The organism is Paraburkholderia hiiakae (assembly GCF_904848665.1).
Taxonomy (GTDB): domain Bacteria; phylum Pseudomonadota; class Gammaproteobacteria; order Burkholderiales; family Burkholderiaceae; genus Paraburkholderia; species Paraburkholderia hiiakae.
This window is the reverse complement of the sequence record NZ_CAJHCQ010000004.1, coordinates 239,582-251,208: the sequence shown is the minus strand read 5'-3', so window position 1 is coordinate 251,208 and position 11,627 is coordinate 239,582. Positions and strand designations below refer to the sequence as shown.

The following is an 11,627-nucleotide window of genomic DNA, read 5'->3' as shown; positions in this document are numbered from 1 at the left end:
CCAAAGCGGCGTCGTTCCACATGACAGGAGCCCATGCATGAGCGAAGAAAAAAAAGCCGGGAAAGGAAAGCCACGCAAGAGCGCAACGAGCGCAACGAGCGCGACCAGCGGGACCAGCGCGCGTCCGTCGCGCGCCGAAGCCGAGGACGCCGTGCGCGTACTGCTGCGCTGGGCCGGGGACGACCCCGCTCGCGAAGGGCTGATCGATACGCCGGGCCGCGTCGTGCGTGCCTATGAGGAGTTCTTCGCGGGCTATGAGGTCGATCCACGCGAAATCCTGTCGCGCACCTTCTCGGAGGTGGACGGCTACGACGAAATGATCGTGTTGAAGGACATTCGCTTCGAGAGCTACTGCGAGCATCACATGGTGCCGATCATCGGGCGCGCGCACGTGGCGTATCTACCCGAGCATCGCGTGGTGGGCATCTCGAAGCTCGCGCGTCTCGTCGACGCATTCGCGAAGCGCCTGCAGATCCAGGAGAAGATGACCGCGCAGATCGCCGACACGCTCAATGAAATCCTGCAGCCCAAGGGCGTGGGCGTGATACTCGAAGCGGCGCATCAATGCATGTCCACGCGCGGCGTGCACAAGGCGGGCGTGTCGATGGTGACGTCGCGCATGCTCGGCACGTTCCGCACCGACCCTTCCACGCGCCGCGAGTTCCTTGCGATCGTCGGCAATCCCGGCGCGATGAGCGTCGCGAATACCTGAAAACCACACGCACGCAAACAATGAACGGGACGGCGTGTCCCGTTCCCCTCCTCACTTCATTGGGCTTTCGTCGCCCCGCTCGATCTCGCGAATCTTGCCCTGGCGCACACTGCTGCCCGGCGGCACGCTATGCGTGAGCCACACGTTCCCGCCAATCACGGAGCCGCGCCCGATCGTCACGCGACCGAGAATCGTCGCGCCCGCGTAGATCACCACGTCGTCCTCGACGATCGGATGGCGTGCATTGCCCTTCACGAGCGTCCCGTCGAGGTCGGCGGCGAAGCTCTTCGCACCGAGCGTCACGGCCTGATACACGCGAACGCGCTCGCCGATGATCGCGGTCTCGCCGATCACGACGCCCGTGCCGTGATCGATGAAGAAGCTCGATGCGATCTGCGCGCCAGGGTGAATGTCGATGCCCGTTGCGGAATGCGCGATCTCATTGATGAAACGTGCGAGCAGCGGCACACCGAGGCGGTGCAGCGCATGCGCGAGCCGATGGTGCGTCATGGCCCACACGCCCGGGTAGCACAGCAGGATCTCGGTGATGTGCTGCGCGGCCGGGTCGCCCGTGAACGCCGCCTGAATGTCGCTCACGAGCAGCGCGCGAATATCGGGTAGTTGCCGGCCGAACTCGCGCGCGACTTCAAATGCACGCACGCGCAGTTCGTCGTCGCTGGCCTGAGAGCTTTCCGGCAGGAAGCGCAACGCGCGGCGAATCTGCTCGGCAAGCAGCCGCAAGGTGCTGTCGAGCGTATGGCCGACGTAGTAGTCGATACTCTCGTCGGTCAGGTCGGGCGCGCCGTAATGCGTGGGAAAGAGCGCGGCGCGCAGGCCGGCCACGATGTTGACGACCGCATCGCGCGACGGCAATTCGCGTATACCGAGTGGATGGCGCGTGCGGTGCCGTTCTTCACGCGACGCACGCAGATCGGCGACGATTTGTTCTAGACCCCATTCAGGGGAAGCAGCTTTGGACATGGTGATGCGGCAGCAGACGCAAGGTCTGTGCGGGAGTGAGTGTATCGACCCCAGAGATTACCGCGTTTTGCCGGAGTTCGCCGAAGCGCCCTCGGAGACAGGCTGCGCCCGGAGAGCGCGCGCGTTCAAAGCGTGACCGTGCTCGCGTCGATCCAGCGAACGGCCCAGTCGCGCGCATGGGCGATGGCGGCCGCCTCATCGGAAAAGCGCAGCTCAGCAGGGAAAAAACGGTTGGCAACGAGTTCGCCATCGCTCGAGCGCGAAATCACCACATACGGTTGATATGTGCCGTCACCGGCGCGCGCCGGTGCGCAATTCAGCAAATAGCCACGATGCGTAAATGCAGCGTCGAAGTGCATGTGTGTCACCCGCCCCTGACTGCCTCGTCCGTTTTATTTGGCGCGTGCATTCAAGATCGTGCGGCAAAGCCACAGCATGAGCCCTCGCCCGGCCCATTAATCGAAGCGCGCCAACTCGTTGAAAGAGGATCATACTCCTGGGAAAAAGTCCAAACCAACGAAAAAAATGCAACATCGCTGGAGGCGTTCTCCTGGCGAACCGGCTTGCTTTTCATGCCGATTCAAGGGTGCGGCGCTGCAGCGGAACGGCGCTTGCGGAATGGCCTGCTGAACGCCTGCACCCCGATCTTCCAAGGAGGAAGAATCATGAATCGTCCCGACGACATGCAAAAAGCGAATGTGGGAGATGTGAGCTCGTCGTTGTCGCGGCCGCGCAGCGCCGAACTCCACAACGACCGCACGCACGATAGCTCGGTCGACACCGACGGCAAGAACCGTGAAGCCGCGCGCCTCGCGGGCGACGGCTGCATTGGCCCCGACGAAGAGACGACCTGCAACGCGACGCTCGACAACAGCGTGGCCGAAGCGAATGACGGCCTGGCGGGTTTCGACAGCCGCAAGGGCGTGCATCGGCTGCCGATCGCGCTGGAGTCCGGATACGAACTCGTCGACCTCGGCATGTGCGAGCCCGAAGAGCCCAATGCCGTCGACTGGCAGCGCAACGCCGCGCGCGAACCGGGCGCGCGCCGCAGCCCGGGACGCCTGCACTTCGCGCTCAATCACATGCGGCCGACGCGCGTCATCGAGTTGCTGCGCAAGCCATGAACCATGGTTCGCCGCCCGTTGTGCGGCGAACCATTTGCGATTATCCAGGCGATATCGCCGCACTGGCGGATTCAGACAGTATTCAGTCGAGTGCGGTTAAAAAATAGAAATGAAAGCTTGAAAATAAATGAAAGCCGATAAATCGACGGCATTATCCTGGCGAGTTGCACACTCTTGCCGCATTTCGAAATGTCGTCTGGATTTATTTCAGCACCGGGGCAATGCGCTTCATGCAGACCAGCACACTTGTTCAGGAGACGCAGAAATTCTCTCCGATGTCACCGAAATCTGACAGAAATGACCCCACAAAGCGGGAGGATTGCAGACGAGGGGGGATCGGATAGGAATTTAGTGATAAATTCTTACATCATAAGAAGCGAGGAGCGAGTGTCTGAGGGCTTGCCCCGCGATCTCGCCCAGCGCTGATGGAGAGTGTTGAACGTGCCTCTACATTTTATTGAGCAGATGTCGCCCGTGCTCGACGCGCCCGAAGAGGCTGCGTGGTTCGACGCGGTGGCGAAGCTCGCCAGCTCGTGGGGATTCAGCCAGCTCATGCTGGCTATCTTGCCGCGCCCGGGCATGAGGCTCGAGGACGCGTTTATCCGCACGAACTATTCGGCCGCCTGGCGGCAGACGTACAACGACCACGGTATGGCCTACTTCGACCCTACCGTGTCGCATTGCACGACGCGTTCGGCGCCGCTCATCTGGTCGCCGGAACTTTTCGCGACAGAGCAGCAACAATCGATGTATGAGGAGGCCCGCTCGTACGGGCTGCGCGCGGGCATCACCCTGCCGATCCATGGCCCGCGCCAGGAAATCGGCATGCTCTGCTTCGTCAACGACGCAAATCCCACCGACAACTTCTGGGAGGACGTGAACCGCGCGTTGCCGAATCTCGTGCTGCTGCGCGACCTCGTGCTGGACACGAGCCAGCGGCACCTGAACGACCACGTTCAGTCGCTGATTCCCAAACTCACGCCACGAGAAAAGGAATGCCTCAAGCGGACTGCGCTAGGCAAGTCCACTTGGGAAATTTCTCACATCCTGAATTGCTCTGAAGCCGTCGTGAACTTCCACATGAAGAACATTCGCGGGAAGTTCGGCGTGAACTCACGGCGAGCGGCAGCCGTGATTGCGACTCAGATGGGTCTTATTGACCCGGGCTAAGCACCATCGGTGCGTCGCCGCGCAACACGCGCTCGGCACGGCCAAGGTCGCCGTCCGAAATCGTCTTGTTGAAATACAGCCCGAGCAGGATCGACACCGGCGGCGGAATCTCCGCGCCCGACTCGAACCGGCTGCCGCGCGACTGCGTCACGCCGAAACGCGCCCAGAAGCGGCGCTGGCTCTCTTTCTTCTTCTTCCGATACGCAATGATCAGGACGCGGTCGACGACCGAAGACAGATCCCCGGGGGACGACATGGTATTCGCACCCGAATGCCATTGATTGCCCATAAGTTCCATGATGACTCTCGCTGTCAGATATGCCTGATGAGTGACTGCCGCGGAAGTGATTCTCCTTAAGAGGCCCTATCTGCGCACCTACCTATCTAGATAGGTGTTTTTTTATATTCATAACGCATAGCTTTCGAACCGTACTGCCGCGCTTCCACACAAATCGGGAGAGTTGTCATGCAAGCTGCGATACGGATCGGACTGAGACAGGACTTCGAGAATGAGGACATCAATGAGATGTACCGGCTGCGCGCGCGCGTGTTCCGCGACCGCCTGGGCTGGGACATTCCCACCATCGCGGGGATGGAAATCGACGGCTACGACGCGCTCGGGCCCCATTACATGCTGATTCAGGATGGCGCAGGCCACGTGCGCGGCTGCTGGCGCCTGATGCCCACCGAAGGCCCCAACATGTTGCGGGACACCTTCCCGCAACTGCTGCAAGGCAACGCTGCGCCTACGGCCCGTAACATCTGGGAACTGAGCCGCTTCGCCATTGAATCCGGCAATGACCAGGCATTCGGTTTCGCCGACTTGACCATGAGCGCGATGCGCGCGGTCGTGTCGTTCGCCGACCGCGCGGGCATCAACAGCTATGTGACGGTGACCACGACGCCGATGGAGCGCTTGCTGCGCCGCACGGGCATCGAGCTAAGGCGGCTTGGCGCGCCGATGCGCATTGGCGTGGAGAATGCCGTCGCGCTGGAAATCGCGATGAGCCAGCAGACCCACCACGCGCTGTTCGGGGAGATGGCGCACGCCGCGTAAGCGCGACGTCTAAAGTAGACCGACTCACACTGGCCAGGTGCCGAGCCTTTTTCGGTCAGTCTGGCACGCGATTGTTTGTCTGACAAATCAGACCGAAAAAGACCATTCCGGCGCCATTGCGTGGCGCCGGTCGCGCCGACTTCAGCGCGCCTTAGTCGGCCTTGACCTCGTCGGCTCTCGCTTCGCCGCTTTTCTGCGCCGCCGAGGCGCTGCGGCTGAAGCGGATGTGGGAAATCCGCCCCACGCACAGCGCCGCCGCGAGCGCCGCGCAGCCCGTCAGCCCGATTCCCAGATGGATCGTGTCCACCAGCACGTGGCGCAAGGCATCGACTAGCGCCGCGCCGTCGAGCCCCGCCGCCTTCATCTGCGCGACGAGACCCTCGCGCAGTGACGGGTCGATCAGCACGCGCGGATCGGCGAGCTGCGGTTGCCAACGCTGCTGCAGCGGCGCGCCGATCACCGCCAGCGCGTCCCCCACGCCGGCCGCATAGCGGTGATTGACGATCGTCGCCACGACGCTGGTGCCGAGCATGCCGCCAACCATGCGCGTGGATTGCAGCAAGGCGGTCGTGATGCCGAAACGCTCCCGCCCGGCAATCTCCTGGCCGAATATATTCAGATTGTTCAGGATGAAGCCGAGCCCGATACCCACGGCCGACATCGCCAGCTCGAGCCAGAGGTGCGCCGTGTTTCGGGACGCGAAGGCAAGACCGGCGGAAGCCGCGACCAGCAGGCTGAATCCGACTGTCAGAATCGTCGTGGGCCTGTGCAGCCGGATCACGATGCGCGTATTGATCAGGCTGCCTAGCGCGATACAGGCCGCGATAGGCGTGGCGAGCAGGCCCGCCTGCTGGGGCGACAGCCCGAAACCGCCCTGCAGGAGCAGCGGCGCGAAAAAGATCAGCGAGAACATTACGAAGCCCGAGAGCGTCGAGAGCGTAAACAACGTAACGAGCTGCGGGTCGCGGAACAGGTCGAGCGGGATGATCGGGTGCGTCGCACGGCGCTCGCAGACGAGCAGCAGGGCCACGCCGGCGAGTACCGCCACCGCAAGCACGGCGTTGCCGGTCGTCAGACCGCTCCTGGGCACCGCCTCGATCAAGGTCTGGAAAGCGCCCAGCACCAGTGCGACGAGCGCGGCGCCCGTCCAGTCGATGCGCACTTCGCCGGTACGCGCCGGCTGGTAGCGCGGCAGATGCGCCCAGATGAAATAAAGTGCAAGCACACCAACCGGCAGATTGACGAGAAAGGTCGAGCGCCAGCCGAAGTGCTCGCTGAGCCAGCCGCCCAGCGACGGCCCCGCGGCCGTGCCGATGCCGTAGGCGGCCGCCATGACGACCTGCCAGCGCACCCGCGCGCGCGGGTCGGGAAAGAGATCGGGAATCGAGGCGAACGCCGTACCCACCATCATCCCGCCTCCTACGCCCTGCAACGCGCGCGCCGCCGCGAGAAAACGCATGTCGGTCGCGAGCCCGCACAGCACGGAGGCCACCGTAAACACGATCACCGCGGCAATCACGAAGCGCTTGCGGCCGAAGTAGTCGCCGAGCCGGCCAAACACGGGCACCGTCACGACCGAGGCCAGCAGGTAAGCGCTCGCGATCCACGCATAGAACTCGAAGCCGTGCAACTCGGCGACGATCGAGGGCAAAGCGGTGCTGACAACGGTTTGATCGAGTGCGACGAGCATGTTGACGAGGCCAATGCCGAGCATGGCCAGTAGCGCGTCGCGAAACGGCAGGTTAGCGGAGGAAGGTTTCACGGGAGAGAAGGACGGCGCGAAGCGAAAAAGAGGCAACGATAGCCGTATGCCGGTGCGCATGCAACATAACGAAATAGCAAATGAAAACCTGGCGGGGGCGCGGTATTCCGACGCAGACTACTTGATCTTCCTTCGCGCTCCTTCCATCTTTCATACAGTCCGACTGCATCTTTACTTGCGATCCATTAAGCTTCTCGCCAGTCACGACACACCGCGCCCGTCTCGTCGCAGCATCGCCCGAGGCCGCGCGATTCTCGATCCCACTCAAAGAGGAGGTCTTATGTATAAACGCATCCTTGTCGCCGTCGACGGCAGCGCCACCTCGCGCCGCGCCTTCGAAGCCGCGCTCGACCTGGCGAAGGCAATGGGCTCGATCCTGGAGCCGTATTACGTGATCGAGAACACGCCCATGTATTTCGACGCGCCCGGCTACGACCCTTCGATCCTGCGCAACCAGATGATCGCGCAGGGTAACGAACTCGCGGAAGACATGAACAAGGCGATGAGCGAGCGAGGCGTGGCAGGCGCCATGCTCACGGGCGAAGCCTCCTCGCTCGACGACGTCCCGACGCTCGTGCTCAACGCCGCCAAGACCGCAGGCTCCGATCTGATCGTGATGGGCACGCACGGCCGTCGCGGCTTCCAGCGCCTCATTCTCGGCAGCGTTGCCGAACGCTGCGTGCGGCAGTCCACCCTGCCCGTCCTGCTCATTCCGTCAGCCGCAGGAAATGCCGACCAGTAGTCGCTTAAGGTGCACGCAGTTTTGCACATTATCGAAAAGTCGCTTGCGCTCCGTCAGACGGAGCGCAAGCGCCTTCTGACGAGGCTCAACACCGAGCATCTCAAAAGCGCGTCACTTTGCCACCAATCTGAGATTCGACCCCGGTAGACAATGCCTGGACATAGATCAAAGGAGCATTGTCGATGCTGAATCCCAACGTCGTTTCTCATACCACCGTGCGCCGCAGCAATCGCACGCCCGTGACGGCGCCGCGCACGTCCACGCGCTGTTCGGTTTGCGCCATGCGGCACCTGTGCATGCCCCAGGGCCTCACCCTCGACGACCTGCCGAAACTCGAAGCATTGATCTGCTCCGCGCGCAGTGTGCGGCGCGGCGAAGCCGTGTACCGCGCCGGCGACGGATTCGACAACCTCTATGTCGCGCGCTCCGGCTCGCTCAAGACGGTCATGGCGCACCGCGACGGCCGCGAGCAGGTCACTGGCTTGCGTCTGGCCGGCGACCCGCTCGGCATCGACGGCATCAGCACCGGCTTCCACACCTGCAGCGCCGTGGCGCTCGAAGACAGCTCGGTCTGCATCATTCCCTACTCGGCGCTCAAGCATTTGTGCCGCGAAACCGGCGCCATGCAAGACCGGTTGCACCGCCTCATGAGCGAGCAGCTGATCCGCGAATCGTCGCAAATGATGGTGCTCGGCTCGCTTTCCGCCGACGAACGCGTCGCCGCCTTTCTGCTGGACGTCTCCGAACGCAACGGCCAGCGCGGGTACTCACCCGCGGAGTTCAACCTGCGCATGACGCGTGAGGACATGGGCAGCTATCTCGGCATGACGCTCGAAACGGTGAGCCGCACCCTGTCGAGATTTCAAAAGCGCGGCCTGATCGACGCACAGGGCAAGCTGATCCGCATCATCGATCTCGAAGGTCTGCGGCATCTGTAATTCGTGGCAAACTCCGGGCGGGCCGTCCGCCCGGGCCGCCCCGGCCGCCTGCTACGCGCCTCATCGGCGCGGCATCTTCGTTGGCACAACTCCTGCGCAGGGTTAAAGTTTCGTTCTACGCCCACCCAAGGAGAATCGCCGAAATGCATCTCCCGCAATCCCCCACGCTCGCTGCCCGCCTCGAAGCGGCGCGCACCGCCAGCGACGCGCTCTTCAACGTCGTCAAGCCCGAGTTTCTCTACGAGCGGCCCATTCGCGAGCGTCATCGCATCGTGTTCTATATCGGTCATCTGGAAGCATTTGACCGCAACCTCTTCGACAAGCGCCTGTTCGACGTGCCCTCCGCCGATGCGCGCCTCGACCAGCTATTCGCTTTCGGCATCGATCCCGTCGATGGCGGCCTGCCGACCGATACGCCCGCCGACTGGCCCGAACTCGCCGAAGTCCTTGCCTACGGACGCGACGCCCGCAGCCGCATCGACGCGCAGCTCTCGACGCTCGATCTGCCGCCCGATGCCTCAAATCACGACACGCCGGGGCAGTTGCTGAATGTCGCGATCGAACATCGGCTCATGCATGTCGAAACACTCGCCTACATGCTCCACCAGTTGCCGTTCGAGCAAAAGCAGACGCCCGCCACAACGGCCGCGCGCGCCAACCCGTTCCATACGGTCGAGGCCGAAACGGTGCAAGTGCCCGCGGGCCGCACGGAGCTCGGCATGACCGCCGAGCGCGGACTATTCGGCTGGGACAACGAGTTCGGCGAGCAGCAAGTCGACGTAGCGGCATTCAAGATCGACCGCTACATGGTGACGAATGGCGCATTCCTCCAATTCATCGAGGATGGTGGCTACAAAAGGCGCGAACTCTGGAACGACGCGGATTGGGCCTGGAAGGAAAGCGCGCACGTGGCGCACCCCGTGTTCTGGTCGCGCGGCCCCGAAGGCTGGCTCCTGCGCACGATGTTCGAAGACATTGCATTGCCGCTTGCGTGGCCCGTGTACGTGAGCCACGCGGAAGCCGGCGCCTTTGCGCGCTGGCGCGGCATGGCGCTGCCGAGCGAGGCGCAGTGGCAGCGCGCGGCACACGGCGCGCTGCCCGGCCGCGCCGACAACTTCGATTTCCGCGACTGGAACCCGGTGGCCGTCGACGCCACACCGGACAGCGCCAGCACCTGGGGCGTAGAAGGCCTGTACGGCAACGGCTGGGAATGGACCTCCACGCTCTTCGGGCCGCTACCGGGTTTCAAGGCGTTCCCGTTCTACGAGGGGTATTCGGCGAACTTCTTCGACGGTCAGCACTACGCAATGAAAGGCGGCTCGCCGCGCACCGCGCAATGCATGTTGCGGCCAACGTTCCGCAACTGGTTCCAGCCGCGTTACCAATATGTTTATGCGGGATTTCGCTGCGTTCGGGATTGATCGATCCCCCTCGCTGAAGTGCAAGCGCTGCAGAAGCGCTCCGCCGTAACGCGCCCAGCCGTTCAAGATAGCGAAACAAGTACGTCAGATCATGCTGGGGGCGCCACCCGCCCTCAGCCTTTCCCCGCGGGAAAGCACGCTTCACCCTTCCTCAATTTTCGCGCTCGCGAAAATCTCCCACACTTTGCATCACGCCTCGTCCGTACCGTTCGTACGGAATTGCGCCCCGACCGCGGCTCATGGCGCGGCATCAAAGATACTGGAGACAGCATGAACAGCCATCCCCTGGACCTCGGCGGCAGCGCGCCGGGCGAGCCGTCTATCCGCCCGCTAGCTGCGGACGCCCCGTTTCCGAGCCCCCAAGGCGTCACGCTCGGCAGCTTCATGGACGACATGCCCGTGGGCGCGCTGCATCGCTTCGTGGTGTGGGTGATCGGCATTGGCCTCTTCTTCGACATGTACGAGATCTTTCTCGTCAGCTCGATCGGCGCAGCGCTACAAAACGAGTATGGGCTCGACGCGCACAGCCTCGCGTTCAAGCTCCTGCTCGCCTCGGCCTTCGTCGGCATGTTTTTCGGCTCTCTCTTTCTCGGCAGTCTCGCCGACCGCGTCGGCCGGCGGCGCGCCTTCCTGTTCACGCTCGTGTGGTACAGCGCATTCTCGCTGCTCGCCGCATTCTCCGTGAACGCCACCATGCTCGTGGTCTGCCGCTTTCTGACCGGCGTGGGCGTCGGCGCGATCTATCCGGTGGCGGACAGTTTCCTTTCGGAAATTCTGCCGAAGGAAAAACGCGGGCGGCTCGCTGCGTGGGCCTATACCACGTCGTATGTCGCAGTGCCGCTGGTCGGCTTCCTCGCGGTTTGGCTCAACCCGCTGCATCTCGGCGGCATCGCGGGATGGCGCATCATTCTCGCCATCGGCAGCCTTGGCGCCCTGTTCGTGCTGGCCGTGCAGCATCGCCTGCCCGAAAGCCCGCGCTGGCTGCTGGCGCAAGGCCGCGCCGACGAAGCCTATGCGATGCTGGGCCGCTTTGCGCAAGGCACCGGCGCGCAGATGCCAAAACGCTTTGCCGAGCCGCAAACGCGCCAGCACCCTCTGCGTCTTGCCGAGCGGATTGCCGTGCTGCGGCGCGCACCCTATGACAAGCGTTACTTCATGCTCGTCGTGTTTCACCTGTTCCAGGCCTTCGGCTATTACGGCTTCGGCACGCTTGCAGGCGTGGTCGTGAAAAGCCGCGGCATCGACGTAACGGGCAGCACGCTCTTCGTCGCGCTCTCGTTTCTCGGCTACCCGATCGGCTCGCTGCTCTCCGTGCCGCTGCTCAACTGGATCGAACGCCGCACACTCGTGATCGCCTCGCTCATCTCCATTGCGATTTTTGGACTTGGCTTCGCGTATTCCGGGCAGGCTGCGTTGATCGTTTGTTTCGGCATGCTGACGACCTGTGCGTCGAATGTGTTTAGCAACGCTTATCACGTGTACCAAGCCGAGATTTTCCCGGCCAGCGTACGATCGACCGCAATTGGCAGCACATACTCGCTCTCGCGCATCATGAGCAGCGCCCTGCCGTTCGTCCTGTTGCCGGTGCTCACGCAGCACGGCCCAATCGCGATGTTCGGCGTGATCTCCGCCGCGCTGACCGTCGTCGCCGTAACCCTGCGTGCGCTCGGGCCGCTCACTACGCGCCGCAGCCAGGACGAGATCAATCCGGTCTGACCGG

The 11,627-nt window shown here is 63.1% G+C and carries 12 protein-coding genes; 8 read left to right on the top strand and 4 right to left on the bottom strand.

Annotated features, from left to right (window positions below; translation table 11 throughout):
* Window positions 1-37 precede the first annotated feature (37 nt).
* A complete protein-coding gene (folE, locus tag JMY28_RS10365; protein WP_201695805.1) occupies window positions 38-712 on the top strand; it encodes a GTP cyclohydrolase I FolE in 675 nt (224 codons plus the stop codon).
* A 51-nt stretch (window positions 713-763) separates the two neighbouring features.
* On the opposite strand, the gene epsC is transcribed toward folE, so the two are convergent.
* Both epsC and JMY28_RS10355 read right to left on the bottom strand, forming a co-directional pair.
* Window positions 764-1,693, bottom strand: a complete 930-nt coding sequence (gene epsC, locus JMY28_RS10360; RefSeq protein ID WP_201695804.1) for a serine O-acetyltransferase EpsC — start codon at window positions 1,691-1,693, stop codon at window positions 764-766.
* 125 nt (window positions 1,694-1,818) lie between these two features.
* Window positions 1,819-2,052 carry a hypothetical protein gene (locus JMY28_RS10355; RefSeq protein WP_028206369.1) on the bottom strand — a complete coding sequence of 78 codons (234 nt, stop codon included), beginning with the start codon at window positions 2,050-2,052 and terminating at the stop codon, window positions 1,819-1,821.
* Between the two features lie 324 nt (window positions 2,053-2,376).
* Between JMY28_RS10355 and JMY28_RS10350 the strand changes: the two genes are divergently transcribed.
* Together JMY28_RS10350 and JMY28_RS10345 are read left to right on the top strand one after the other, a co-directional pair.
* Entirely contained in the window at window positions 2,377-2,817 is a 441-nt protein-coding gene (locus JMY28_RS10350) for a DUF3005 domain-containing protein (RefSeq protein ID WP_201695997.1), read from the top strand.
* Window positions 2,818-3,282: 465 nt separating this feature from the next.
* The gene (locus JMY28_RS10345; protein ID WP_201695996.1) at window positions 3,283-3,987 is read left to right on the top strand and encodes a helix-turn-helix transcriptional regulator; all 705 of its coding nucleotides are present in this window, start codon (window positions 3,283-3,285) and stop codon (window positions 3,985-3,987) included.
* Here the strand turns inward: JMY28_RS10345 and JMY28_RS10340 are convergent.
* A complete protein-coding gene (locus JMY28_RS10340; protein ID WP_201695803.1) occupies window positions 3,971-4,285 on the bottom strand; it encodes a helix-turn-helix domain-containing protein in 315 nt (104 codons plus the stop codon). The genes JMY28_RS10345 and JMY28_RS10340 overlap by 17 nt on opposite strands.
* 168 nt (window positions 4,286-4,453) lie before the next feature.
* Here JMY28_RS10340 and JMY28_RS10335 point away from each other — a divergent pair, with 168 nt between their 5' ends.
* Window positions 4,454-5,044, top strand: coding sequence for an acyl-homoserine-lactone synthase (locus JMY28_RS10335; protein ID WP_201695802.1), 591 nt, complete (start codon window positions 4,454-4,456; stop codon window positions 5,042-5,044).
* 151 nt (window positions 5,045-5,195) lie between these two features.
* Here JMY28_RS10335 and JMY28_RS10330 read toward each other — a convergent pair whose 3' ends face one another.
* Window positions 5,196-6,758 carry an MFS transporter gene (locus JMY28_RS10330; RefSeq protein ID WP_201695995.1) on the bottom strand — a complete coding sequence of 521 codons (1,563 nt, stop codon included), beginning with the start codon at window positions 6,756-6,758 and terminating at the stop codon, window positions 5,196-5,198.
* Window positions 6,759-7,086: 328 nt separating this feature from the next.
* On the opposite strand from JMY28_RS10330, the gene JMY28_RS10325 reads away from it, so the two are divergent.
* The 4 genes from JMY28_RS10325 to JMY28_RS10310 all read left to right on the top strand — a co-directional run bounded on the left by JMY28_RS10325 (window position 7,087) and on the right by JMY28_RS10310 (window position 11,623).
* Complete coding sequence (locus JMY28_RS10325) at window positions 7,087-7,548, top strand: universal stress protein (RefSeq protein ID WP_201695801.1); 462 nt, start codon at window positions 7,087-7,089, stop codon at window positions 7,546-7,548.
* Between the two features lie 182 nt (window positions 7,549-7,730).
* On the top strand, window positions 7,731-8,486 hold the full coding sequence (locus tag JMY28_RS10320) for a helix-turn-helix domain-containing protein (protein WP_201695800.1): 756 nt from the start codon (window positions 7,731-7,733) through the stop codon (window positions 8,484-8,486).
* Window positions 8,487-8,629: 143 nt separating this feature from the next.
* Window positions 8,630-9,907, top strand: coding sequence for an SUMF1/EgtB/PvdO family nonheme iron enzyme (locus JMY28_RS10315; RefSeq protein ID WP_201695799.1), 1,278 nt, complete (start codon window positions 8,630-8,632; stop codon window positions 9,905-9,907).
* A 270-nt stretch (window positions 9,908-10,177) separates the two neighbouring features.
* The gene (locus JMY28_RS10310; protein WP_201695798.1) at window positions 10,178-11,623 is read left to right on the top strand and encodes an MFS transporter; all 1,446 of its coding nucleotides are present in this window, start codon (window positions 10,178-10,180) and stop codon (window positions 11,621-11,623) included.
* Window positions 11,624-11,627 lie beyond the last annotated feature (4 nt).

What these genes read in the sequence shown, in the direction of transcription:
- folE (WP_201695805.1), top strand. Translation starts at nt 38, where the DNA reads ATGAGCGAAGAAAAAAAAGCCGGGAAAGGAAAGCCACGCAAGAGCGCA.
- epsC (WP_201695804.1), bottom strand. Translation starts at nt 1,693, where the DNA reads ATGTCCAAAGCTGCTTCCCCTGAATGGGGTCTAGAACAAATCGTCGCC.
- JMY28_RS10355 (WP_028206369.1), bottom strand. Translation starts at nt 2,052, where the DNA reads ATGCACTTCGACGCTGCATTTACGCATCGTGGCTATTTGCTGAATTGC.
- JMY28_RS10350 (WP_201695997.1), top strand. Translation starts at nt 2,377, where the DNA reads ATGCAAAAAGCGAATGTGGGAGATGTGAGCTCGTCGTTGTCGCGGCCG.
- JMY28_RS10345 (WP_201695996.1), top strand. Translation starts at nt 3,283, where the DNA reads ATGTCGCCCGTGCTCGACGCGCCCGAAGAGGCTGCGTGGTTCGACGCG.
- JMY28_RS10340 (WP_201695803.1), bottom strand. Translation starts at nt 4,285, where the DNA reads ATGGAACTTATGGGCAATCAATGGCATTCGGGTGCGAATACCATGTCG.
- JMY28_RS10335 (WP_201695802.1), top strand. Translation starts at nt 4,454, where the DNA reads ATGCAAGCTGCGATACGGATCGGACTGAGACAGGACTTCGAGAATGAG.
- JMY28_RS10330 (WP_201695995.1), bottom strand. Translation starts at nt 6,758, where the DNA reads ATGCTCGGCATTGGCCTCGTCAACATGCTCGTCGCACTCGATCAAACC.
- JMY28_RS10325 (WP_201695801.1), top strand. Translation starts at nt 7,087, where the DNA reads ATGTATAAACGCATCCTTGTCGCCGTCGACGGCAGCGCCACCTCGCGC.
- JMY28_RS10320 (WP_201695800.1), top strand. Translation starts at nt 7,731, where the DNA reads ATGCTGAATCCCAACGTCGTTTCTCATACCACCGTGCGCCGCAGCAAT.
- JMY28_RS10315 (WP_201695799.1), top strand. Translation starts at nt 8,630, where the DNA reads ATGCATCTCCCGCAATCCCCCACGCTCGCTGCCCGCCTCGAAGCGGCG.
- JMY28_RS10310 (WP_201695798.1), top strand. Translation starts at nt 10,178, where the DNA reads ATGAACAGCCATCCCCTGGACCTCGGCGGCAGCGCGCCGGGCGAGCCG.